The sequence below is a fragment of the Lysobacter sp. ESA13C genome, assembly GCF_019970005.1.
In the GTDB taxonomy this organism is placed as follows: Bacteria; Pseudomonadota; Gammaproteobacteria; order Xanthomonadales; family Xanthomonadaceae; genus Lysobacter; species Lysobacter antibioticus_B.
Window position 1 is genome coordinate 145274 of the sequence record NZ_JAHXYK010000013.1, and the last position, 22762, is coordinate 168035.

The window sequence follows — 22762 nt, forward strand, 5'->3', positions numbered from 1 at the left end:
GACGTATCTTGACCGATCGGCCTGCGAGGCTACGACACCCGGCGCCCGTCGGCATCGATCACGACTTCGCCGTCTTCCTTGCTGAAAGGCCGGGTAATCGGCGGCAGCAGGTCGAGCACGAGTTCGGACGGACGGCACAGGCGCGCGCCGAGCGGGCTGACCACGAAGGGACGATTGATCAGGATCGGATCGCGCAGCATCGCTTCGATCAGGGCATCGTCCGACAGCGTCGTATCGTCGAGGCCGCGCTCGACATAAGGCGCGACGTTCTGGCGCATGGCCTCGCGGACGCTGAGGCCGGCGGCGGCGATCAGTTCGACCAGGGCCGCTCGCGACGGCGGGTCCTGCAAGTACTCGATCACGGTCGGCTCGATCCCGGCGTGGCGGATCAAGGCGAGGGTATTGCGCGAGGTGCCGCAGGCGGGGTTGTGGTAGATCGTGATGTCCATGGCTCAGCTCTCGTTGGAGGCGCAGGCACTGCCGCAGCACGCCGACGGCGTGCGCGCAGCGGCGCTGGGGTGGATTGCGGTGTTCGTATCGGCTTCGGCCTCGTTCGCAGCCTCAGTCGCGGCATCGTTCGCGGCGCCGTCCGCAGCGGCGCTCCCAGGCAGCGCTACCGCGCCGGAAGCCACCGCCAGCGTTTGCGCGGCGAGATCGCCCTTGCGTTCGCTGTAGCGGCTGCTGAGGTAGTCGCTGCGATCGCGCACCAGCAGGGTGAACTTGAACAGCTCTTCCATCACGTCGACGATGCGATCGTAATACGGCGAGGGTTTCATCCGCCCCTGTTCGTCGAACTCCTGCCAGGCCTTCGGTACCGAGGATTGGTTCGGGATGGTGATCATGCGCATCCAGCGGCCGAGCACGCGCAGCGCGTTGACCACGTTGAACGATTGCGAGCCGCCGCAGACCTGCATGACCGCGAGGGTGCGGCCCTGGGTCGGGCGCACGCTGCCCTCCTCCAGCGGCAGCCAGTCGATCTGGTTCTTGAACACCGCGGTCGGGCTGCCGTGGCGCTCCGGGCTGACCCAGACCTGGCCCTCGGACCACAGCGACCACTCGCGCAGTTGCCGCACCTTGGGGTGGTCGGCGCTCACGCTGTCGAGGATCGGCAGATCGTGCGGGTCGAACACCCGGGTCTCGGCACCGAAGTGGCGCAGGATGCGCTCGGCTTCCAACGCGGCCTTGCGGCTGAACGATTGCGGGCGCAGCGAGCCGTACAGAATCAGGATCCGCGGCGGGTGGGTCGCGCCGGTGAGCGCGAGCTTGTCGAGGTCGGGCAGGTCCAGGGCGGCGCTGACGAGGTTGGGCAGAGTGGGCATGACGGCTCGGCTTGAGGTCGGTTGTTGTTTCTACTATTCTGGAATTATGGAAATCAATCAAGCCACCACCGCCCTCGCCGCCCTGGGCCAGCCCACCCGCCTGGCGATCTTCCGTTTGCTGGTCGAGGCCGGCCCGGCCGGGCGCATGGCCGGCGAGATCGCCGAGGCCCTGGCGCTGCCGGGCGCGACCCTGTCCTTCCACCTCAAGGAACTCAGCGCCGCCGGCTTGGTCCAGGGCGAGTCGCAGGGCCGCTACATCTGCTACCGCGCCGACTTCGGCGCCATGAACGGCCTGATCGAGTTCCTGACCCGCAACTGCTGCGGCGGCCAGCCGCAGCAGTGCGCGCCGGCCGGCTGCGATCCGCAGGCCGACAGCTGCGCCAGCCCCAAGCAGGCGCAGGCATGAGCGCGACCGCGCAAGCCGCCGCGCCGGCCCCATTATCCAAGCGCATGGGCGCGTTCGAGCGCCACCTGACCTGGTGGGTGCTGGCCTGCATCGTCGCTGGCACCGCGCTCGGTTACGCCATGCCGGGGCTGTTCGCGACCCTCGGCGAGGCCGAGATCGCCAAGGTCAACCTGCCGGTGGCGGCGCTGATCTGGCTGATGATCGTGCCGATGCTGTTGAAGATCGACTTCGCCGCGATGGCGCAGGTGCGGCGGCAGTGGCGCGGCATCGGCGTGACCCTGTTCGTGAACTGGGCGGTCAAACCGTTCTCGATGGCGCTGCTGGCGTGGCTCTTCATCCGCCACGCTTTCGCCGACCGCTTGCCGGTCGAGCAACTCGATTCCTACGTCGCCGGCCTGATCCTGCTCGCAGCCGCACCGTGCACGGCGATGGTGTTCGTGTGGAGCAATCTGTGCGACGGCGACCCGGAGTTCACCCTGAGCCAGGTCGCGCTCAACGATCTGATCATGGTGGTCGCGTTCGCGCCGATCGTCGGCCTGCTGCTGGGGCTGTCGTCGATCGTGGTGCCGTGGTCGACCTTGCTGCTGTCGGTCGGGCTGTACATCGTCGCGCCGGTGGCGATCGCAGTGTTGCTGCGCAAGGCGGTGCTGTGCCGTGGCGGCGATGCGGCTTTGCAGAAGCTGCTGCATCGTCTCGGGCCGCTGTCGCTGGCCGCGTTATTGCTGATGCTGGTGCTGTTGTTCGGTTTCCAGGGCCGGCAGATCGTGGCCCAGCCGGCGATCATCGCGATGCTGGCGGTGCCGATCCTGATCCAGGTTTATTTCACCTCGGGCCTGTCCTATCTGCTCAATCGCAAGCTCGGCGTGGCGCACAGCGTCGCCGGCCCGTCGGCGCTGATCGGCGCAAGCAACTTCTTCGAACTGGCGGTGGCCGCCGCGGTCGGTTTGTTCGGCGTGCACTCCGGCGCCGCGCTGGCGACGGTGGTCGGCGTGTTGGTGGAAGTGCCGGTGATGTTGTCGGTGGTGCGGATCGTCAATGCCAGTAAGGGCTGGTACCAAGCGCGCGCCTGAACGCGAAAAATCAGCGAGTAAAGAATCGGCGCGCCCGGGCCGATGGCCGCGGGCGCGCTGCGCAGGTTTCAGGCGGCGCGACGCCGGGCCAGCTCGGATTCGAACGCGGCGCGGGCCGCGCCGGAAATCATCCGCGCACGCGTCCACGCCGCTTCCGCCGCACAGGCGGCCTGCGACCAGGACAGCGTCGATCCGGAACAGATCTGCTGATAACGCGCTTCCAGCTCGGGCACCACGTCGTCGAAGACCAGGCCCGGATTCTCGATCTGCGCGGTGATGCCGAGATAGATCGCCGGTGCGTAATCCTCGAACCGGGTGCCATCGCGATAGAACGCCGCATGACGATAGTTCAACGCCCAGTAACTCAAGGGCAAAGTCGTAGCGTCCGCGGAAAGTTTCGTACTCATGGTGCAAGGCTCCGGTCAGGACGAAGCCCCCTGTGCGCGGCACCATAATCGATGCGGCGGCGAAGTTTATGACCGTTCGTTCATAGACTTGCCGAAGGCCTTAGTCGCTCACGCTCGGGTTGTGATCGCCCACACGATTCAACATCGCGTTAACGCCGGCGATGGAATGCTGAGCGTGAACTGCAACGCCGAGCTACCCATCGCGCAGGCCGAACGCTGCGCCGCGCATGCACGAAGGCGGATCACCCAAGACCGACAAGCAAGAACAGACAAGCAAGACAGACCGACCATCGGTTCGCGGAGCTCGCCATGTGGGACCCCGACAAATACCTCGACTTCGCCGATCTGCGCGGCCGGCCGTTCTTCGACCTGATCGAACGCGTGCGCGCCGAGCACCCACGCCGCGTGGTCGACTTGGGCTGCGGCCCGGGCAATCTGACCCGTGCCTTGGCCGCACGCTGGCCCAGGGCCACGCTCGAAGCCAGCGACAACTCGCCGGAGATGGTGCAGGCGGCGCAAGCCGCCGGAGTCGCCGCCGAATTGCGCGACGTGCGCGACTGGGTGCCGCGCCCCGACACCGACGTGGTGGTTTCGAACGCGGTGCTGCAATGGGTGCCCGAGCATCGCGAGTTACTGCGACGCTGGGCGCGTCAGTTGCCGGGTGGCGCGTGGTTGGCGATCCAGGTGCCGGGCAACTTCGATGCGCCCTCGCACGCTTTGGTTCGTGAACTGGCGGCCAGCGCGTCGTGGGCGCCGCTGCTGGGCTCGGTGGAACTGCGCGAAGGCGGCGCGGTCGATGCGCCGCGCGCCTACGCCGAATTGCTGGCGACGCAGGACTGCGAAGTCGATGCCTGGGAAACCACCTACGTGCAGCGGTTGTCCGGCCCGGATGCAGTGCTGGAATGGATCAGCGGCACGGCCTTGCGACCGATCCAGGCCGCGCTTAATGGCGCCGATTGGCAACGCTTCCGCGCCGAACTCGCGCCGCGGCTCGACCGCGCCTATCCGCCGCGCAGCGACGGCACCACTTGGTTCGAGTTCCGCCGCATCTTCGTCGTCGCGCGCACGGCGCAGCGCTGAATCGCGAAAATGCGGCCGGCGATGGAAAATCGCCCCGCGGCCATCCTTGCCGCGGGACGCGGGGTTGGCCTATAAAGCTCGGCCGCCAAATTTGTGGGTGTACTGCAGAAAGACCTGGCGGCCGACGGCATCGAACCAGGACACGTCGTAATACGGATAGCTGCTGTAGGTCGCATCCTTAGGCGGCAGCTTGTCGAACAGATTGGTCACCGCCAGCGACAGTTGGGCGTGGTCGCTGAAGCGGTAGCGCAACGAAGCGTTGTAGCGATAAGTCGCGCCGATCCAGGCACTGGCGTCGCCGCCGGGCTCGTAGACCTCGTTGTAGGAATCCCCGCTCGGCAATCGGCCCAGGCGTTCGCCGTGCACGGTCGCCGACCAGCGCTCCTTTTCCCAGCTCACGCTGGCGCTGGCCTTGGTGCGCGGGATGTCGAAACCGCTGTTGACCGCGAACTGGTCTTCGACGCGGTCGCCGGCGTACTGCTGGCTTTCGTGTTCGCGCACCCAGGTGTAGCTGGCGCCGAGGCGAAAGGTGCCCAGGCCGGTGTCGAGGCGGTAATGGGTGCTGACATCGACGCCGCTGGTGCGTTCGCTGGCGATGTTGATCGGGTTGACGTAGACGCCGTAGAGCTTGCCTTCGCTGGTGCGCCGGATCCGTGCCAAAGCATCGGCGCAGGTCGGCGAACCGGGATCGACCGTGCTGCCGTCGGCGCGCGTGCCGAGACGGCAACCGGCTTCGTCGCGCAGCACGTCGTCGATACGCAGGTCCTGGACCTGGTCGCGCAGATCGATGTCGAAGTAGTCGACGGAGAAATCCAGATTCGGACGCGGCGACCAGACCACGCCGGCAGTCCACGAGGTGCTGGTTTCCGGTTCCAGCTTGCGGTTGCCGCTGCGGGTGACGACCAGGCCTTCGTCGCCGTACGAGCAATCGTTGAGGTCGCTGTCGGGCTCTTCGCTGCGGCAACGGTAATAGTCGATCCCGCTCGATTCCTGATTGCCTTCGCCGGCGAACACGTAATGCAGGTCCGGCGCGCGGAACGCGGTGCCGTAGGAGCCGCGCAGCAGCAGGGAGTCGAGCGGCCGCCATTCCAGGCCGGCGCTGTAGGTGAACTTGTCGATGTCGTGGCCGCCGTAGCGGTATTGGTCGTAACGGCCGGCGACGCTGAGGTTCAAGCGCTCGTGCAAGGGCAAACGCAACTCGCCCGCCGCGGCCCAGCGGTCGCGGCTGCCGCGGCCGTCCGAATCGCGCCAGCTGTAGTAGTGATAGCCGGTGGCGAGCGGATCGGGGCGCAGGTCGTAGCTTTGGTTGCCGAGTTCGAGCGTGCCGGCGAAGCCGACCTCGCCGGCCGGCAGGGCGAACAGCCCGATATTGGTCAGGGTCAGCGACAGCGCGTCGGTGCGCGACTTCGGCCGATAGGTCGAACGCGCGCCGATGGCGTCGTACTCCTGCCGGCTCAGCGGCCGGTACAGGCGCTCGGGGTCGGCGTCGAAGATCGCGAAGCCGTCGTCGTCGACGCCGAGCTGCGGCCCGAGGAACAGATCGTTGGCCCGGGACGCGACGATCTGCGGCCAACTGATCGTCGATTGGTACTGCGAATGGCTCAGCGCGGCTTCCCAGTCCCAGGCCTCGCCGAAGCGGCCTTTGAAGCCGGTGGCCAAGCTGAAAGTACGCTGCCGGTTGCGGATCATGCCGCGATCCAGGCCGCCCATTTCCTCGGGCGAAAACTGTCGCTGCCAATACTCGACCTGGTCGGTGGCGCGGTTGTGGAAATAACCGGCCTCGTTGCCGTCGGGGGCCTGGTAGCTCCATTCGGTGACGTCGCGGTACATCGACAGTTCGTGATAACCCAACTGCACATCGGCGAACCATTCGCTGGCGTCGCCGAAGGCGTAGCTCAACGAGGCGTAGGCATTGAGGCCTTCGCGCTTGTTGATCATGGTGCCGTAGCCGATCGACTCGTCGCTGCCGCAGTAGTAGCCGTCCTCGCCGTCCGGCCCCCAGCCGGAACGCGAGGCGCGGTAGGTGGTGCCGCCGTTGAGCGAGGCCAAGGGGCCGCAGGCGGCGCCGGGATCGAGGTATTCGTCGTCCCAGTTGGTACGCAGGAAGGCGCGGCGCGCGGCGCGCGTGCTCGCGGTCGGCGCATCCCGGGTCGAGTCCTGGATCGAGCGCTCGTAAGCCCACAACGGGTTCTGCACCTGCAGCTCGAAACCGTAGACCGCGTTGAAGCGATCGTTGCCGTAGCCGCTGGAGACGCTGAGGTTGAACGACTCGCCGCCGCCACGCGTAGTGTCGCCGAGGCGAAAGTCGACGGTGGTGCCATCGGCGCGCTTTTTGAGGATGAAATTGACCACGCCGGAGATCGCATCCGAGCCGTAGATCGCCGAGGCGCTGCCGGTCAGGATCTCGATCCGGTCGACCATGCCGAGCGGAATATTCGAGATGTCGGTGAAGTTGCTGCGGCCCTTGAACGGCATCGGAAAGTCGGCGATGCGGCGGCCGTTGACCAGCACCAGGGTGTGGTTCGGGCCGAGCCCGCGCAGGTCGACCTGCTGTGCGCCCGGCGAGAAGTCGGCGGCGCTGGCCGACTGCTGGCTCTGGGTCTCGCCGCCGTTCTGGGTCATCGCCCGCAGCACGTCGGGCACGGTGGTGAAGCCGTTGGCCTTGATCTCCTGCGCGGTCATCACCGTGATCGGCGCCGGGCCTTCGATCTGGCTGCGCGGAATGCGCGAGCCGGTGACCTGCACGCCTTCCAGCTCGGTCGTCGACGGCGGCGACGCCTCGACGATGTCGGCGCCGCTCCCCATCGGCGCCAGCGAGGTCTTCTTGCGCGGCTTCGGCGGCGTCGGATCCTTGACGATCACCATCGCCCCCGACGCATCGCGCCGCGCCACATGACCGCTGCCGAGCAGCAGGCGGTCGAGCGCGGCCTCGGCCGACATCGCCCCCTGCACCCCCCGAGTACGCAACCCCTTGAGACGATCGGCGCGGTAGACGAACTGCACCCCCGACTGCCTCGCCAGCACATCCAGCGCCGACACCAGCTCCCCCGCCGGAATATCGATCGCCTCCCGCTTCGCCGCGACTTGCGCCTGGGCGGACAACGCGGCCGAACAGGCCAGACTCAACCACCACACACGCGCACTTCGCGACATCGGGTTCCCCTCCCCATCGGCGCCTTGCAGCGCCCATCGGGATATCAGGACGAACGAAGCCGGCAAATCCCGCACGCGCTGCGGCCTGCCGACGCGGAGCCGGCTAGCGGCTGTGCAGGACGATGCGGTCCGGGTGGTGCTCGACGCGGACCGGCGTGACCTGTTCGAGCAGGCGCACGAACACTTCGGTGTTGGACCAGCGGAAGTTGCCGCCGACCCGCAGCTCGCCCGCGGCGGCATCGCCAATGACGATCTTGCGGGCGTTATAGCGGTTGAATTCGGCCGCGGCTGCGCTCAACGGCGTGTCGCGGAACACCAGATAGCCGCGACGCCAATCGACCTGGCGCTCGGCGTCCTCGACCGAACCGATGCGCACCAACACGCCGCTGCGGCTGGCGAAGGCGGTGCTGCCGGCCGGCAACACGCTGGTCGGCTGGCGACGGCCGCCGACCGGCTCGGATTCGAGCCGCACCGTGCCTTCGGTGACGACCACGCGCAAGTCGGCGCCCTCGCGGCGCACCGAGAAGCGGGTGCCGACCGCGATCACCCGGCGGCCGCCGGCCACCACCGCGAACGGCCGCCGCGCGTCCTTGGCGACATCGAAGAAGGCCTCGCCCTGCTGCAGTTCGACATGACGCTCGCTGCGCGACAAGGCCACCTCGATGCGGCTGTCGCTGCTCAGCGTCGCCTGCGAGCCGTCGGCCAGGGCGACGTCGCTGAGGTCGCCCATCGCGGTGCGGTAGGAAGCCTGTTCGACCACGGCCTGACGCTGCCAACCCCAGAACGAGGCGACGCCCAACAACGCCAGCATCGCGACGCCCGCATAACGCAGGCCACGGCCGCCGCGCGCGGCCGAGCGGCGCGGTGCGAACACCAGCGCGGCGGCGTCGTGACCGGTCGCGGCCGGCGTCGGCGGTTCCGGCATCGACTCGGCGCGCGGCGCCTGCAGATCGAAGCTCGAATGCAGCCATTGCCCACGCGCCGGCACGCCGTCCGAAGCGGCCCCGGCGCCGAGCGCCTTGAGCCGGTCGCTCTGTGCCCAGGCCGCGTCCAGACGCAGGAACGCGACCCGGTGCGCGGTCGAGGCCGCAAGCCAGGCGTCGAGCTCGGCCTGTTCCAGCGCCGACCAATCGCCCCCCTCGCGCCTGGCTAACCACTGCGCTGCGTCGCGCTCAATCTGTCTGCTGCTTGCCATGTTCCGTTTCCTTGTCGGCCTGCGGCTTGCGCGGCAAGTCCGCACGCGAGGGTTCGCCGCCGTAGAAATACTCGGCGATCAGACGCACCCCCTTGGCCATCTGTTTCTCCACGGTCTTCTCGCTGATGCCCAGACGCTCGGCCACTTCCTTCTGCGACAACTCGTCGACCCGGCGCAGCCACACCACCTCGCGGCAGCGATCGGGCAGACGGTCGAAGGCTTCGGCGAGACGCTTGAGGATCTGCCGCGCGCCGAGCCGGCGCTCCGGACAGACCTCGTCTATCAAGACGTTCAAAGCCTCGAAATCACCCACCGGCTCGATCGACACCACCTTGCCGCGGCGCAGGCGGTCGGTCATAAGGTGCCGCGCGGTCGCGAACAGGAACGACTTGGGCTGGGTCGGCAAGGCCTTGCCGGCAGCCTCGTAGACGCGGACGTAGACCTCTTGGCGCAGGTCGTGGAGGTCGTCGCGATGCGGCCAATAACGCCGCAGCACGTGCACCAGCGCCTCTTCGTGCACGAGGATCTCGCGGGCGAACCAAGCGTCGAGGGCGGCGTTCATGCGCCGACCTTAGCCGATTCCGACGTCCATTCCGTAGCGGCCGCTGCAGCCGATCAGCGGATTGCGCGCGCGGGCGCGAATTTGCGAACGGACATGGGGGAAAGCCGGCGCTGGTTCGTCTTGGCCCTTCATACCCAGCCGGAGTCGAACGATGCGCCTGTGGTCCCGCCGGTCCGTGTTGGCTCGAACGCTGTGCCAAGGCGTGCTCGGCGCTGTCCTGGCCGTTGGCTGCACCAGCGCCTTGGCCACGGACACCACCGAGTCGCGCCGCGACGGCTATCGCTACTACGCGATCGGCGACCTCGCCGCGCCGCGGCCGGCGCCGACCCGCGCCGGGGCGATGCTGGTCGGTGGCGGCGATTGGCCCTACCCGGCGTTCCGCTGGATGATCGAGCGCGCCGGCCACGGCCGCATCGTGATCCTGCGCGCCTCCGGCAGCACCGAGGCGCAGGACGAGTTCTTCCGGGACATCGGCGGCATCACCGCCGCGCAGACCCTGGTGTTCGAGGATCGCCGCGCCGCCAGCGACCCGCAGGTGCTGGAGATCGTGCGCCAGGCCGACGGCATCTTCCTCGCCGGCGGCGATCAGTCCAACTACGTGCGCTATTGGAAAGGCACGCCGCTCAATCGCGCGCTGGATGCGCACGTGCGCGCCGGCAAGCCGATCGGCGGCACCAGCGCGGGGCTGGCGATTCTCGGCGCGCACGCCTACGGCGCCATGGACGGCGGCAGCCTGACCTCGGAGGACGCCTTGCGCGACCCTGCCGGACCGGCGCTGACCTTGGTCGATGACTTCCTGCATCTGCCCTATCTCGAACGCGTGCTCACCGACAGCCATTTCGGCAAGCGCGAGCGGCTTGGCCGCCTGATCGCGATGCTGGCGCGGCTGACGCAGGAACAAGGCCGCGACGACCTGGTCGGCATCGGCGTCGACGAGTACACCGCGCTGTGCATCGACGGCGACGGCATCGGCCGCGTCTTCAGCGGCAACGGCGGGCACGCCTGGCTGGTGGGTCCGCAGCCGGCGGCCGAGGTCTATGCCGCGGGCAAGCCGCTCAGTGTCCGCGCGGTGCCGGTGCTCGGCGTCGGCGGCGACAGCGTGCTGCACCTGGCGGATTTTCGCGTCGAGCGCCCGGCCTTCTCCGCGCTTTATGATGTCGAAGCGGGGCGCCTGGTCGGGCGCGATGCGAACGCAGCGCCCCCGCCGCCGCCCTGATCACTCTCGCCCCTCGCCGGGGCTGTCCGGAGCCGAACATGCCAACTGCCCTGCGTCATCATTGTTTCGCCTGGCTGCTGCTCGGCTCGGCGACGCTCGCCCACGCCGCCGACGCACCGCCGGCGAACAAAAAGGCGACGGAACCGGTGCTGGTGATCCACGGCGGCGCCGGCGTCGAACGCGCCGGCCTGACCCCGGCCGACGAAACCGCCGCGCGCGCCGCGCTCGAACAGGCCCTGCGCGCCGGTCATGCGCAGCTGAAGGCCGGCAAGCCCGCGCTGGACGCCGTCACCGCCGCGATCACCGTGCTCGAGGACGCGCCGATGTTCAACGCCGGGCGCGGCGCGGTGTTCAATCACGACGGCCAGAACGAACTCGACTCGGCGGTGATGGACGGCGCCAGCCTGCGCGCCGGTGCGATCGCCGGCGTGCACCGGGTCAAGAACCCGATCCTGCTGGCGCGCACGGTGATGGAGAAATCCAAGCACGTGATGATGGTCGGCGACGGCGCCGAAGCCTTCGCCCGCGAACAGGGCGTGACGCTGGTCGATCCGTCCTATTTCCGCACCGAGAAGCGCTGGCAGCAGTTGCAGAAGGCGCTCAAGGAAGAGGCCTCGGGCAAGGCCCACGCCGATGTCGAAACCGCCAAGCACTTCGGCACGGTCGGCGCGGTCGCGCTCGATGCCGACGGCCGCCTCGCCGCAGGCACCTCGACCGGCGGCATGACCAACAAGCGCTACGGCCGCGTCGGCGATTCGCCGATCATCGGCGCAGGCACCTATGCGAACGCGCGCTGTGCGGTGTCCGGCACCGGCTGGGGCGAGTACTACATCCGCGCGGTGGCCGCCTACGACATCTGCGCGCGCGTACAGTACGCCGGGCAGAGCATCGGCGAGGCCGCCAAGGCGGTGATCAACGAGGCGATCCCGAAGGCCGGCGGCGACGGCGGCGCGATCGCGCTCGGCGCCGACGGCCGTTTCGCCCTGCCCTTCAACACCGAAGGCATGTACCGCGGCTGGATCGGCGCCGACGGCGTGCCGCACGTGGCGATCTACCAGGACGAAGCCCTGGCGGAACCCGCCGACACGCCCTGATCGCAGCAGTACGGTTCGACCGGCCGCGACGGCCGCAACGGCCGTCGCGATTCTCTCACAGGCCTCAGCGCGCGGCGATGCGCAATCGGTTGACCATGGCCTGCAGCTGATCCGGCGGCATGTCGTTGATCGCCTTGATGGTCTCTTCCGGCGTCATCGGCTTGCCGGTGCCCAGGCCGTCGCGCTTGCCGTATTCCATCATCAGCGGCACCACCGGGATCGACTGGTAGTGCTCGTCCTCGCCGAGGTCGCCCATGATCCGCGCCGCATCGGCGTCGAAGCCGGCGTTCTGCAGGAACTCCTGCGAGCCCTTGATCTTGGCGTCCTTGTCGCGGCCGTCGGCCAGGGCCGACTGGCCGAACACCGACACGCCGATCATCACCGCGCCGACGATGGCGCCGACCGGGCCGCTCGACAAGGTCATGACCACCGTGCCGGTCGCACCCAATCCGTACAACGCCGCCTCGGCTTCCTTGTACGGGCGGTCGGACAGCAGGGCGTCGGCCATCTTGGCGATGTCGCCGGTCGCCGACAGCAGGCCCAGCGCGCGGTTCCAGTTTTCGAAGCGCACGCCGGCGCGGGCGTGGCTGTCGGCCAGCGCCGAATCGGCGTCGATCGGAATGCTGCCCGGACGGTGCATCAGATCGCGCACGTCCTTGGCCAAGCCCGCGGCATCGGCGAAGGCGCCGACCGCGTTGGCCCAGCCCGGGTCGCTGATCAGGTCGCTGCTCGATTTGGCGAAGGCCAGGCCGGCCGCGGCCACGCCGAGCGAACGGAAGGTCACGCCGGCGGGCTGATTGGCGTTGAAGCCGTCGATACCGCTCAATGCCTGGTTGAACTGCTTGAGCTGGGCCTCCATCGCCGCGGTGTCGCCCGCCGGCACGCTGGTCAGGCCTTCGAGCGCGCGGATCGCTTCGCGGTATTGCTCGGAGTCCTTGCCGAGCAGGCTGGCGTAACGCGTGCTCAGCGATTCGAGCTGGGTCTTGGCATTGGCGATGCTGGTAGGATCGGAGGAATCGAGGTCGGAAAAGACCTTCAACGCCGCCTGCTGGATGCCGTCGTTGGCCAGGCGCTTGAGGTACTCGGCGCCTTCCTTCGACACCTTGGTGACATCGAACAGCTTGGTCGCCGCATCGGCCTCGGCGCCGATCAGGAAATCGCGGTCGCGCGCGGCGGCCAGGCCGAAGGCCTGCAGCACCGAGTCGTTGTTGGCGACCGCCTGCATTTCCTTGCCGAGGTCCGGATAAGTCGCCTTGAGGTCCTCGGGCAATGCGTTCAAGCCGCCCAGGGTGTCCTTGAGCACGTTCGCGTTCGCGGTCAGGCGTTCTTCGAGGCCGTGGAATTTCTCCAGCCAACCCGGATTGGTCTTGCCCTTGCCGGCCAGGTATTTGTCGACCGCCTGCGAGATCGCTTCCGGCGGCAGGCCTTCGGAGTACTTCAACAGGCGACCGAGCTCGCCCATCATCGACTGGTATTCCTTCAGGTCGGCGTCGATCTTGCCTTGCAGCAACTCGGCGCCGTGGCTGATGCCGCGCAGGAACACGCCGGCCTGTTCGTTCAAGCCCTGATTCTTGAGTTGCTGGGCCATCTCCAGCGCGAGCGCCGGGCTGGCGCCGTCGCGGATCGCGTTGGAGATGTTCTCCGAGAACGGCACCCACTGCCCGCGCAGCACTTCGGGCTTGGCCAGGTACATGCTGGCGATGTCGGCACGCATGCGCTTGCCGTCCTCGCCGTTACCGAGCGCGCCGACCACGCGCGCCATGTCGGCATAGGAACTGCCGCCGAACTTCTCGCCGGCGTACATCGGCTTGACCTGGACGATGCGCATCACCGTGTCGAGGTTCTGCGTCACCATCGCATTGGCGAGTTCGGGCGGCAGGCCGCCGACCAGTTCGGCCAGGCGCTTGGCCGCCTCGTTGGCCGGCACGCGCTGCTCGCGCGGGTCGTCGCTGCTGAAATTCGCATACGGCGCCGCCACGTAGGGCTCGACCTTGTCGTTGAGCAAGCGGCCCAGCTCGGGGCTGGTCGACAAGCGCGCTTGCGCTTCCGGCGACATCGACGCCCATTGCGACTTCAGGATCGACATGACCGATTTGGCATCGCCGCCGCCGGACACCATCAGCGCGAATTCGACTTCATGGTCGATGCTGATGTCCTTGACCGTGGCCTCGATGCTCGCCTGCGCCGCCGGGTCGTCGGCGTGGCGCGCGGCGATGCTGTCGCCATAGGAGGCGATCGCCTTGGTGTCGTAGATCGCGCCGGTCGGGCGCGCGTCGAACTCGACCTGGAAACGCGCCTTCATCTCGGCCTGGATCGCCGACTTCAACTCGGCCTGGGTCTGCGGCGTGGACTGCTGGGCGTCGGCCTTGAGCGCGGCGTCGACGCGCTGCGCTTCCGGCGACAGCGTCGGCTTGTCGGCCTGGGCCGGCGCGGCGGCATGGACCACCGGATCGGCCTCGCCGTCGTGCGCGGGCGGCAACTGCAACGGCGTGTCCGGGTACAGCGCCTCCCAGTTCAACACCTGCGGGTTGGCGTCCTTGAGACTCTGTTCGTAGACCTCCTGCGGCACCGTGCCGCGGTGTTGCGCGGCGATGTCGGGCAAGGTCTCGTGGCGCTGGACCACGTGCACCGGCGCGGCCGGTTGGGTCGCGAGCTGCTGCACCGCGCGCGAAACGGAATCGAGGAAGTTGATGAAGCTCATGGCGTGGTCCGCTCGGATTCGGGCGAAAGTCGTTTGGCGGGGACCGTAGCACTGGCGCGGCGGCGACGAACGCTAGGGCGGTCCCTAGGCCGCGGTATGGCGGCCATGCCGCTGGCACCGGCACGCACGGCGCGGCGCGCTCCGGGCAGAGCGATGCGATGAGATGCGATGGGGGTGCGATGATTGGCGCCATGCCCGCCGCCCCGGACCATCGCAGCCGCGTCACCGCCTCGCCCTGGGCCGGCTTGTACGGCACCCAGATCGACAGCGCGCGCGAGTTCGGCCGCCATTGGCACGCAACCTACGGCCTCGGCCTGCTCGAACGCGGCGCGCAGAGTTCGGCGAGCGGACGCGGCCAGGTCGACGCCCGCGCCGGCGACCTGATCACGACCAACCCCGGCGAAGTGCACGACGGCCGTCCGCTCGGCGGCGCACGGCGCTGGCGCATGCTCTACCTCGATCCGCAGCTGATGCATTCGATGAGCGCGCCCTGCGTTGCGCCGTCGCTGGCGTCGGCAGGCTCGCTGGAGCTGGTCCGCCCGGTCATCCGCGACGCCCGATTGCAGGGCTTGCTGTTGCGCTTGTTCGCCCGTCTCGACCTCTGGAACCAGGGCCAGGCCCACGACGACGACGGCCTGGCCTGCGAAGAAGCCCTGGTGCAGGTCTGCGCGCAATTGCTCGAACGCCACAGCACCCAGGCGCCGGCGCCGGCAGTGTCGGCCGACCTCGCCCAGGTGCGCGAACGGCTCGCCGACGACCCGCAGCGGGCGCCAAGCCTGGACGAACTGGCGGCCCCGTTCGGGCTGACCAAGTACCAACTGCTGCGCCGCTTCCAGCGCGCCTACGGTCTGCCGCCGCACGCTTGGCTGGTCCAGCAGCGGGTCGAGCGCGCCCGCGACCTGATCCGGCGCGGCCGCAGCCTGACCGATGCCGCGGCCGACAGCGGCTTCGCCGATCAGAGCCATATGACGCGTGCGTTCGCGCGCCAGTTCGGTTTCACCCCGGGCGCCTGGCAGCGGGCGGCAGCGGCTCGCCGGCCGCGCAACGACGGCGCCGCACCGCCGCAATAAGCTTCAAGACGCGCGGTCGAGGCCGCACGAGACTGCCGTCTCCGTCCTCGATGCCGCCGCCATGACTTCCAACTACGTCCACGGTTATCACCCGCGCGAACACGCACGCCTGCAGGATCAGGCCGGCACCCTCGCCGACCTGCTGCACGCCGACACCGTCTATCCGCCCGGCAGCCGCGTGCTCGAAGTCGGCTGCGGCGTCGGTGCCCAGAGCCTGACCCTGGCCCGACGCAGCCCGGGAACACAGTTCACCTCGATCGACCGTTCCGCCGAATCGGTCGATGAAGCGCGCCGGCGCGCCGACGCGGCCGGCCTCGACAACGTCGAGTTCCTGCAGGCCGATCTGTTCGAGCTGCCGTTCGCGGACGGCAGCTTCGATCACGTGTTCGTCTGCTTCGTGCTCGAACACCTGGCGCGTCCGCTCACGGCCCTGGCCTTGCTCGACCGCGTGCTCAAGCCCGGCGGCACGATCACGGTGATCGAAGGCGACCACGGCACGATCTGCTTCCACCCCGACAGCGCCGCCGCACGAGCGACGATCGATTGCCAGGTCGAACTGCAACGCCGCGCCGGCGGCAACGCCCTGATCGGTCGCAGCCTGTATCCGCTGCTGGTCGCGGTCGGCTTCGACCGGGTCGCGGTGTCGCCGCGCATGGTCTATGCCGATGCCGGCCGTCCCGCGCTCGTCGACGGGTTCACCGACAAGACCTTCTGCGCGATGGTCGAAGGCGTGCGCGATGCCGCGATCGCCGCCGGGCTCAGCACGCCGGCCGCGTTCGACTCCGGCCTCGCCGACCTGCGCCGCACCACCCGCGCCGACGGCACTTTCTGCTACAGCTTCTTCAAGGGCGTGGCGGAGAAATGGCGGCGCGCCTGAGCGCGATCAGGCCAGCTCGGCGACGAGGGTCTCGACCTCGGCCAGCCATTGCGCGCGCTGCTCGGCGCTGCTGCCCGATACCGGCCCGACCATCCGCCTGATCACGCTGTCCACCCCGCACAACCCGAACACGCAGTGCTTCCAGATCGCCTCGAGCGGATCGCCGAATACCGCCGCCTCTCGCTCCGGCGGCGTGTTCGAGGTATTTACGACAATGGCGTGGCTCGCTCGCAGCAGACCGACCGGCACGCCCTCGTAGGACACGCCCGGCGGATAGCCATAGGCGGTGCCAAGCCGGAACACCCGGTCGATCCAGCCCTTGAGGATCGCCGGCGGCTGGCCCCACCAGTTCGGATGGAACACCAGGATCAGGTCGGCCTGCGCGAGTTCGGCGCAGTGCTGTTCGACCAGGGCATCGACCGATGCGGTGTTGGCGCTTTCGCCCGTGGGCTGGACCGGATCGAAACCCTCCGCATTGAGATCGTGAAACGCGATTTCGTAACCGCGTACGGCAAGCGTGCGCTGCGCGAGCTGGGCCATGGCGTGGCTCAAGCTGAGCGGATCGGGGTTGGCGACGATGATCGAAGCGAGCATGCGGAAGGCCGGAAAGTGAAAGCGGAGACGAGGCGAGACAGTACGGCGCTCACGCCGACCACCGTGCCGAGCTTGGGACGCTAATGGACGATTCGCGATCAGGCAATGGCCGCAGCGAATGTACGCGATCGCCTGGGCAAAGAGGCCGGCCTCGGGGCTTACTTGCGTGTGCGCGGTGCCTTCGCCGCGGCCTTGCGTGCCGGCACACGCGCCGCCTTGGCCGTCACGCGGGCGACGACGGCGGCGCTGTTGAGCTCGCGCAGCGCATCCTTGCCGACCCAGCGCGGCGCGGCGTCTTCCGAGGCGGCTAAGCGTTTCGCCACGGCGAGCGCTGCGGCGTGCAGCACGGCATTGCGTTTGCCGATCGAACGCAGGGCCCAGTTGACGGCTTTCTTGACGAAGTTGCGTTCGTCGCCGGCACCCGCCTCGATGAGTTCCAGCCCATGCAGGAAGGCTTGGTCCGGCGCGGCTTTGTCGTGCACGGTCTTGCTGGCCAGCAGTGCGAACGCCGCGCGCTTGAGGTATTCGTCGCGACGCCCGGCCCATTGCCCGATCTTGCGCCAGGCGTGCGGGCTGCGATCGAACAAGGCGAAGCAGACGGTGTCGCACACCGCCCAGTTGTCGAATTGGCGGCCCCAGCGATCCATCTGCGCGGCGCTGACTTGGGCCGGGTCGTCGAGGTAGGACGCGAGCAAGCGCGCCTCGTACCAGCCGCTGCCCCACAAGGCCTCGGCGAGTTCGCGGTCGCGGCCGAGGCGTTTGGCGATGCCCTGGATCGAGGCCATCGGCACGCCGAAGGCGCGCTCGGTGGGGATCGCGTAGCGCGCCAAACCATCGCGATGGCTCGTGCTGGCGGCGGCGCGCAGTTGCGCCAGCGCATCGCCCAAGCGTTCGGCGAGCGGCGGTGGCGATGCGGCCGGAGCCTCCCGCGTGGAAGCCGCCTGTTTGGACGCCGCCCGCTTGCTCGCGGACGGCGTGCGGGTCGCCTTGGCGACTGCCTGAGTGGCGGCAGTGCGGGCCATGTCCTTACCCTCGCGAAGACGGCGACGCCAATGTACTCATCGGCGCCGCCGTCCGCCATGTCCCGACGCTTGCGATCAGACTCGCCGCATCAGACCTCGGTCGAGCCGGTCTCGGTCTCGCTCTTGGCCGGCGCCGGACGCAGCAGGCTCAGGGCGATGGCAGCGCCGATGATCGCGGCGACGCCGAGCAGCGAGACCAGGATCGGCACCTTGTACACGTCGATCAACAGCATCTTGGTGCCGATGAACACCAGCACCAGGGCCAGGCCGTAGGGCAGCAGATGGAAGCGGTCGGCCATGCCCTGCAACAGGAAGAACATCGCGCGCAGGCCGAGCACGGCGAACACGTTCGAGGTCAGCACGATGAAGGGGTCTTCGGTGATCGCGAAGATCGCCGGGATCGAGTCGACGGCGAAAATCACGTCGGTGACGCCGATCAACACGATCACCACGAACAGCGGCGTGTACCAGCGCTGGCCATCGCGCTGGATCGAGATCGCCGCGCCGTGGTAGCCGTCGGTCAAGCGCAGATGGCTGCGCATCCATTTCAGCAAGGGGTTGCTGTCGAGGTCGGGCGCCTTGCCGGCGGCCAACAGCATCTTGATGCCGGTCACCACCAGGAACACGCCGAACACGTACAAGATCCAGTGGAACTTCGCCAACAACAGGGCGCCGGCGAAGATCAGGATCGCGCGCAACGCGATCGCGCCGAGCACGCCGATCACCAGCACCCGCTGGCGTTGCTCCTCGGGCATGGCGAAGTAGGAGAACAGCATCAGGAACACGAAGATGTTGTCGACCGCGAGCGATTTCTCGACCAAGTAGCCGGTCAGGAACTCCAGGCCGATGCGGTTGCCGATCTCGGCGCCGGACTGCTGGGTCACCCACCACCACAGGCCGGCGTTGAACGCCAGCGCCAGGCCGATCCAGCCGACGCTCCACCAGGCGGCCTCCTTGAAGGTCACCTTGTGCGGCCCGCCGTGGCGCATCAGCACCAGATCGACGAGCAAGGCGACGACGACGAAGGCGACGAACGCCCCCCAGAGCATCGGACTTCCGATGGTTTGCATGTGGTTCTCCCGGAGATGAAAAGCTGACGGCAAACTGCGCGACCGCAGCCGCGAGGCGTCATTCATCCGGAAGGAATCGGGGAGGATGGGCGCTTCGCCGCTGGCGGCGAAGGTCTTGCCCGCGTACGGCCGGATCGATCGATCCAAGGTCCGGACGCCTGTCGCACCGGGGCGGTAAGCCCGTAATGACGATACGACAGCGGGAGCTACTCCCCTTCTGGCGCGCACCTTAGCACGGGTGCGGCTGAATTTCAGTTCAGGTTACCGGGGCGCCTGGGCCCGGGCTTTCAGGGCAGGAGCGGCGCGAGCCGCGACCAACCGCAGCAGCCGAATACCACGCAAGCATCCGAAGCGGCATAGTCCCGGCTGACTTCAGGCATCCGGCATCCGCTCACCACGCTTACGTACATCGCTTTGGTCTGTCGCGGCTTGTGACCGGAGGAAATCCCCGGGACGCCGCTCCTACCCTCGAGCGCGACGATCAACGCGGGCTGCGATACACAGCCACGCTCGCCAGGCGCGGCATGTCATAAGCATGCTCGATGCTCACGCGCAGGCGATGGGTGCGCACGGGGTCGAAGCGCTCCAGGCGCTTGTAGCCGATGGTCGTGCCCCAGGCGAACGGCTGCCAGACGCCATCGCGCCAGTGTTCGACGCGATGGTTGGCGATGTGCTGACCGTGAACGATCGCTTCCTGCAGGCACAACAGATCGAATTCGATCTCGCGTTCGAGTTCGAACTCGATCCAGCCGCTGCGCGCATCGCTGGACGGCGCCCAATACGAGTCCGCCTCGCCGTCGAGCACGCGCGCAGGCGCATGGCCGTCGGCGCTCGCGTTCGCGCGCAGCCGCGCCCCGGCGAGCAGATTGCCGCCGGCGAACAAGGCCTGTCGTCGTTGTCCGAACGCGGCCAGGTTGGCGACGTCGGTGGCGTGGAAACGGCCTTCGCGGGTCGGCGGCACGTTGAGCAGCAACTTGCTGTTACGCCCGACCGAGCTGAAATACAAGTCGATCAGCTGCTGCGCGTTGCGTACCTTCGCGTCTTCGGCCGCATGCCAGAACCAACCCGGGCGGATCGAAACGTCGGTTTCGCCGGGGCGCCAGACCGAACCGTAAGGGTCGCCCTGCTGCAGGGCTTCGCCGACCCATGGGCGGTCGAAGCCGGCATAGGGCACGCGCGCCGGGTCGACCGAAGCCCAGCAGGTACTGCCGGCGACGCCGCGTTCGTTGCCGATCCAACGCACGTCGGGGCCGGCATCGGAAAACACGATCGCATCGGCTTGCAACTCGCGCACGGTGCGATGGATGCGCGGCCAGTCGTAGGCCTGGCGTTTGCCGTTCGGGCCTTCGCCGTTGGCGCCGTCGAACCAGACTTCGACCACCGGGCCGTAGTTGCTCAACAGCTCGGTCAGCTGTGCGATGTAGAAGTCGTCGTAGGCCTGGCCGCTGCCGTAGCGCGGTTCGTGCCGGTCCCAGGGCGACAGATAGAACCCCACGCCGAGGCCTTCGGCGCGACAGGCATCGACGAACTCGCGGACCACGTCGCCGCGGCCGTCGCGCCACGGGCTATTGCGCACGCTGTGCGCGGTGGTCGCGGTCGGCCACAGGCAGAAACCGTCGTGATGCTTGGCGGTCAGGATCAGGCTGCGGAAACCGCCGGCCTTGGCCGCGCGCGCCCACTGCCCGGCGTCGAGTTGCGTCGGCGCGAACACCTGCGGGTCTTCGTCGCCCTCGCCCCATTCGCGATCGGTGAAGGTGTTGACGGTGAAATGCACGAACAGCGCCAGCTCTTCGCGTTGCCAGGCCAATTGCTGCGGCGTGGGCCGCGGCCGCGACAAGGTTTCGCGTTGTGCGCTCGACGTTGCCGGGTGCGCAGAAACCGTCGGCGCGGCGCCCAATGCCACGGCGCCGGCACCGCCGGCGATCAGGAAACGACGTCGATCCATGGAACTCCTCGCGTTGCGGCCGCGACCGATGCGGTCTACGGCGGTATTCGATGATCCGAGTCTAGTCGCAGTGGCGCGTCGCTCACAGGCGTGCGCGGATGAATCCGCATGCGTACTCGAATCCACGCACATGCTTATGCGATGTCTGGACAGACATTGGAATTTTTTGGAGATTCGCACCTGCGTCAAAAACCTTATCGCTTTCGCGATGACGGCGGCCGATCGACGACGCACAACGGTTGACCGCATCGGCGTCGGTCTGTTCCGATGCCTGCGGTTCGTCACCGCCGGAGCAATAGCATGTCGTGTACGCGTCGCCCCCCGCATCGTTCGACCCATCGAGCGTCCCTCACCGCCGCGTTGCTTGGCGCCCTGTGGGCGACGGCCGGCAGCGCAATAGCGGCGACGCCGGCCGCCGACGCGCCCGCACTGGTGGTGGCGGCGCCGAGCGAGAGCCAGGCCGCGTTCGATGCGCGCATGCGCTGGTGGCGCGAGGCGCGCTTCGGCATGTTCGTGCACTGGGGCCTGTACTCGGGCGCGGCCGGGCGCTGGAACGGCGAGCCGATCAAGGGCTCGGCCGAATGGATCCAGCGCAATGCGCACGTGCCGACCGACGAGTACGCACGGCAGATGTTGCCGCTGTTCAAGCCCAAGCCCGGCTTCGCCCGCGAATGGGCGAAGCTGGCCAAGAACGCCGGCGCGAAGTATCTGGTGTTCACCAGCAAGCACCACGAAGGCTTCGCCCTGCACGACAGCGCGGTCACGCGCTTCGATGCGAAAGACGCGGTCGACCGCGATCTGGTCCGCGAGATCGTCGACGCCGCGCGCGCCGAAGGCCTCAAGGTGGGCCTGTATCACTCGGTGATCGACTGGCATCACCCGGCCTACCCGTATCGCGATTTCGCCCGCCTCGAACACCCGCTGCCGCATCCGCTCGAGAAAGCCACCGACCGGGACGATCCCGACTACGCCCGACGCGCGAACCTCAAGGCCTATCAGGATTTCCTGCAGGCGCAGGTGCGCGAGCTGGTCGAGCACTACGGCCCGATCGACGTGCTGTGGTGGGACTATTCCAATCCCGGCGCCGAAGGCGAAACCTGGCGTGCCGGCGAGTTGATGACGATGGTGCGCGCCGCGCAACCCGCCATCGTCATGAACAATCGCTTGTATCGCTCGCTCGGCTACGACGATCCGCAAGGCAGCCTGCGCTGGTTCGATCGCGCGCACGGCGACTTCACCACGCCCGAGCAGGCGATCCCGGCGCAGGGCATGGCCGGCGTCGACTGGGAAGCCTGCATGACCATGAACGGCACCTGGGGCTATAGCGCGCTCGACGACCAGTGGAAATCGACGCGCGAGCTGGTCCGCAACCTCGTCGACACCGCCAGCAAGGGCGGCAACTTCCTGCTCAACATCGGGCCGGAGGCCGATGGCAGCGTGCCCAAGGCCAGCGCGACCCGGCTCGAACAGATCGGCGCCTGGCTGCGCCGCAACGGCGAATCGGTCTACGCCACCCAGGCCAGCCCGCTCGACGCGGTCGCCTGGGGGCGCATCACCGCGAAACCCGACCGCATGTATCTGCACGTGTTCGAACGCCCTGCCGACGGCCGCTTGCGCCTGGACGTCGACGGTGCCCGTCGCGCACGTCTGCTCGACGGCGGCGCGGCATTGACGACGCGGCGCGAAGGCCGGCAGTTGATCGTCGAGTTGCCCAAGCAGTTGCCCGATGCGATCGACACCGTGATCGAGCTGGTTCCGACAGAATCCTGAGGCCGCCGATTGCGACGAAGTTGTGCCGTTTTGTGCGCGCGGCCCGGTCTGCCTGACGCTGTGGGCCAACGCGGGTGCCGCTGTTGGCGTGCATCTGCCGTAGTGGGTCAGATTGTTGATGGCCGCACATCGGCAGTCACAGATTCGACGAGACGCACATCAATAAATCGCCTTGATATTCAAATCTTTACGCGTTTTTTCCATCACACGG

Annotated in this window: 19 protein-coding genes; 8 read left to right on the top strand and 11 right to left on the bottom strand. The window is 68.1% G+C overall.

Translation table 11 applies throughout. The features are described from left to right. Positions 1–29: 29 nt before the first annotated feature. Positions 30–449 (bottom strand): arsenate reductase (glutaredoxin), encoded by a 420-nt coding sequence (gene arsC, locus LC490_RS21615; protein WP_223621574.1) that lies wholly within the window; start codon positions 447–449, stop codon positions 30–32. 3 nt (positions 450–452) lie between these two features. Continuing rightward, positions 453–1319: an arsenical resistance protein ArsH gene (arsH, locus tag LC490_RS21620; protein WP_223621575.1), complete on the bottom strand. Its 867-nt coding sequence runs from the start codon at positions 1317–1319 to the stop codon at positions 453–455. A 46-nt stretch (positions 1320–1365) separates the two neighbouring features. Here arsH and LC490_RS21625 point away from each other — a divergent pair, with 46 nt between their 5' ends. Further along, entirely contained in the window at positions 1366–1725 is a 360-nt protein-coding gene (locus LC490_RS21625) for a metalloregulator ArsR/SmtB family transcription factor (RefSeq protein ID WP_223621576.1), read from the top strand. 44 nt (positions 1726–1769) lie between these two features. After that, positions 1770–2795 (top strand): ACR3 family arsenite efflux transporter, encoded by a 1026-nt coding sequence (arsB, locus tag LC490_RS21630; protein WP_223621604.1) that lies wholly within the window; start codon positions 1770–1772, stop codon positions 2793–2795. A gap of 68 nt (positions 2796–2863) precedes the next feature. Here arsB and LC490_RS21635 read toward each other — a convergent pair whose 3' ends face one another. After that, entirely contained in the window at positions 2864–3202 is a 339-nt protein-coding gene (locus LC490_RS21635) for a hypothetical protein (RefSeq protein WP_152566224.1), read from the bottom strand. A 309-nt stretch (positions 3203–3511) separates the two neighbouring features. On the opposite strand from LC490_RS21635, the gene LC490_RS21640 reads away from it, so the two are divergent. After that, positions 3512–4282 (top strand): trans-aconitate 2-methyltransferase, encoded by a 771-nt coding sequence (locus LC490_RS21640; protein ID WP_223621577.1) that lies wholly within the window; start codon positions 3512–3514, stop codon positions 4280–4282. Between the two features lie 69 nt (positions 4283–4351). Here LC490_RS21640 and LC490_RS21645 read toward each other — a convergent pair whose 3' ends face one another. The 3 genes from LC490_RS21645 to LC490_RS21655 form a co-directional block, all read right to left on the bottom strand. Beyond that, on the bottom strand, positions 4352–7087 hold the full coding sequence (locus tag LC490_RS21645) for a TonB-dependent receptor (protein ID WP_223621605.1): 2736 nt from the start codon (positions 7085–7087) through the stop codon (positions 4352–4354). 451 nt (positions 7088–7538) lie between these two features. Next, entirely contained in the window at positions 7539–8630 is a 1092-nt protein-coding gene (locus tag LC490_RS21650) for a FecR domain-containing protein (RefSeq protein ID WP_223621578.1), read from the bottom strand. Beyond that, positions 8608–9192, bottom strand: coding sequence for a sigma-70 family RNA polymerase sigma factor (locus tag LC490_RS21655; RefSeq protein ID WP_031372093.1), 585 nt, complete (start codon positions 9190–9192; stop codon positions 8608–8610). The genes LC490_RS21650 and LC490_RS21655 overlap by 23 nt, the downstream gene beginning before the upstream one ends. A gap of 151 nt (positions 9193–9343) precedes the next feature. Here LC490_RS21655 and LC490_RS21660 point away from each other — a divergent pair, with 151 nt between their 5' ends. Continuing rightward, positions 9344–10408 carry a cyanophycinase gene (locus tag LC490_RS21660; protein WP_223621579.1) on the top strand — a complete coding sequence of 355 codons (1065 nt, stop codon included), beginning with the start codon at positions 9344–9346 and terminating at the stop codon, positions 10406–10408. Between the two features lie 38 nt (positions 10409–10446). Next, entirely contained in the window at positions 10447–11502 is a 1056-nt protein-coding gene (locus LC490_RS21665) for an isoaspartyl peptidase/L-asparaginase (protein ID WP_223621580.1), read from the top strand. Positions 11503–11566: 64 nt separating this feature from the next. Here LC490_RS21665 and LC490_RS21670 read toward each other — a convergent pair whose 3' ends face one another. Beyond that, on the bottom strand, positions 11567–14203 hold the full coding sequence (locus LC490_RS21670) for a LysM domain-containing protein (RefSeq protein ID WP_223621581.1): 2637 nt from the start codon (positions 14201–14203) through the stop codon (positions 11567–11569). A 191-nt stretch (positions 14204–14394) separates the two neighbouring features. Between LC490_RS21670 and LC490_RS21675 the strand changes: the two genes are divergently transcribed. Both LC490_RS21675 and LC490_RS21680 read left to right on the top strand, forming a co-directional pair. Beyond that, positions 14395–15273 (top strand): AraC family transcriptional regulator, encoded by an 879-nt coding sequence (locus LC490_RS21675; protein ID WP_223621582.1) that lies wholly within the window; start codon positions 14395–14397, stop codon positions 15271–15273. Positions 15274–15334: 61 nt separating this feature from the next. Continuing rightward, positions 15335–16150: a methyltransferase domain-containing protein gene (locus tag LC490_RS21680; protein WP_223621583.1), complete on the top strand. Its 816-nt coding sequence runs from the start codon at positions 15335–15337 to the stop codon at positions 16148–16150. Positions 16151–16156: 6 nt separating this feature from the next. On the opposite strand, the gene LC490_RS21685 is transcribed toward LC490_RS21680, so the two are convergent. From LC490_RS21685 to LC490_RS21700, 4 genes are all read right to left on the bottom strand, one after another. Beyond that, positions 16157–16744, bottom strand: a complete 588-nt coding sequence (locus tag LC490_RS21685; RefSeq protein WP_223621584.1) for an NAD(P)H-dependent oxidoreductase — start codon at positions 16742–16744, stop codon at positions 16157–16159. Between the two features lie 158 nt (positions 16745–16902). Then, positions 16903–17766 carry a DNA alkylation repair protein gene (locus tag LC490_RS21690; RefSeq protein ID WP_223621585.1) on the bottom strand — a complete coding sequence of 288 codons (864 nt, stop codon included), beginning with the start codon at positions 17764–17766 and terminating at the stop codon, positions 16903–16905. Positions 17767–17855: 89 nt separating this feature from the next. Continuing rightward, positions 17856–18836, bottom strand: coding sequence for a TerC family protein (locus tag LC490_RS21695; RefSeq protein WP_031372085.1), 981 nt, complete (start codon positions 18834–18836; stop codon positions 17856–17858). Between the two features lie 481 nt (positions 18837–19317). Beyond that, on the bottom strand, positions 19318–20781 hold the full coding sequence (locus LC490_RS21700) for an alpha-L-fucosidase (protein ID WP_223621586.1): 1464 nt from the start codon (positions 20779–20781) through the stop codon (positions 19318–19320). Positions 20782–21081: 300 nt separating this feature from the next. Here LC490_RS21700 and LC490_RS21705 point away from each other — a divergent pair, with 300 nt between their 5' ends. Continuing rightward, a complete protein-coding gene (locus tag LC490_RS21705; protein ID WP_223621587.1) occupies positions 21082–22551 on the top strand; it encodes an alpha-L-fucosidase in 1470 nt (489 codons plus the stop codon). Positions 22552–22762 lie beyond the last annotated feature (211 nt).

Bases quoted from the DNA above. Each gene is read 5' to 3' on its own strand.
- arsC (WP_223621574.1), bottom strand. From the start codon at position 449: ATGGACATCACGATCTACCACAACCCCGCCTGCGGCACCTCGCGCAAT.
- arsH (WP_223621575.1), bottom strand. From the start codon at position 1,319: ATGCCCACTCTGCCCAACCTCGTCAGCGCCGCCCTGGACCTGCCCGAC.
- LC490_RS21625 (WP_223621576.1), top strand. From the start codon at position 1,366: ATGGAAATCAATCAAGCCACCACCGCCCTCGCCGCCCTGGGCCAGCCC.
- arsB (WP_223621604.1), top strand. From the start codon at position 1,770: ATGGGCGCGTTCGAGCGCCACCTGACCTGGTGGGTGCTGGCCTGCATC.
- LC490_RS21635 (WP_152566224.1), bottom strand. From the start codon at position 3,202: ATGAGTACGAAACTTTCCGCGGACGCTACGACTTTGCCCTTGAGTTAC.
- LC490_RS21640 (WP_223621577.1), top strand. From the start codon at position 3,512: ATGTGGGACCCCGACAAATACCTCGACTTCGCCGATCTGCGCGGCCGG.
- LC490_RS21645 (WP_223621605.1), bottom strand. From the start codon at position 7,087: ATGGGGAGCGGCGCCGACATCGTCGAGGCGTCGCCGCCGTCGACGACC.
- LC490_RS21650 (WP_223621578.1), bottom strand. From the start codon at position 8,630: ATGGCAAGCAGCAGACAGATTGAGCGCGACGCAGCGCAGTGGTTAGCC.
- LC490_RS21655 (WP_031372093.1), bottom strand. From the start codon at position 9,192: ATGAACGCCGCCCTCGACGCTTGGTTCGCCCGCGAGATCCTCGTGCAC.
- LC490_RS21660 (WP_223621579.1), top strand. From the start codon at position 9,344: ATGCGCCTGTGGTCCCGCCGGTCCGTGTTGGCTCGAACGCTGTGCCAA.
- LC490_RS21665 (WP_223621580.1), top strand. From the start codon at position 10,447: ATGCCAACTGCCCTGCGTCATCATTGTTTCGCCTGGCTGCTGCTCGGC.
- LC490_RS21670 (WP_223621581.1), bottom strand. From the start codon at position 14,203: ATGAGCTTCATCAACTTCCTCGATTCCGTTTCGCGCGCGGTGCAGCAG.
- LC490_RS21675 (WP_223621582.1), top strand. From the start codon at position 14,395: ATGCCCGCCGCCCCGGACCATCGCAGCCGCGTCACCGCCTCGCCCTGG.
- LC490_RS21680 (WP_223621583.1), top strand. From the start codon at position 15,335: ATGACTTCCAACTACGTCCACGGTTATCACCCGCGCGAACACGCACGC.
- LC490_RS21685 (WP_223621584.1), bottom strand. From the start codon at position 16,744: ATGCTCGCTTCGATCATCGTCGCCAACCCCGATCCGCTCAGCTTGAGC.
- LC490_RS21690 (WP_223621585.1), bottom strand. From the start codon at position 17,766: ATGGCCCGCACTGCCGCCACTCAGGCAGTCGCCAAGGCGACCCGCACG.
- LC490_RS21695 (WP_031372085.1), bottom strand. From the start codon at position 18,836: ATGCAAACCATCGGAAGTCCGATGCTCTGGGGGGCGTTCGTCGCCTTC.
- LC490_RS21700 (WP_223621586.1), bottom strand. From the start codon at position 20,781: ATGGATCGACGTCGTTTCCTGATCGCCGGCGGTGCCGGCGCCGTGGCA.
- LC490_RS21705 (WP_223621587.1), top strand. From the start codon at position 21,082: ATGTCGTGTACGCGTCGCCCCCCGCATCGTTCGACCCATCGAGCGTCC.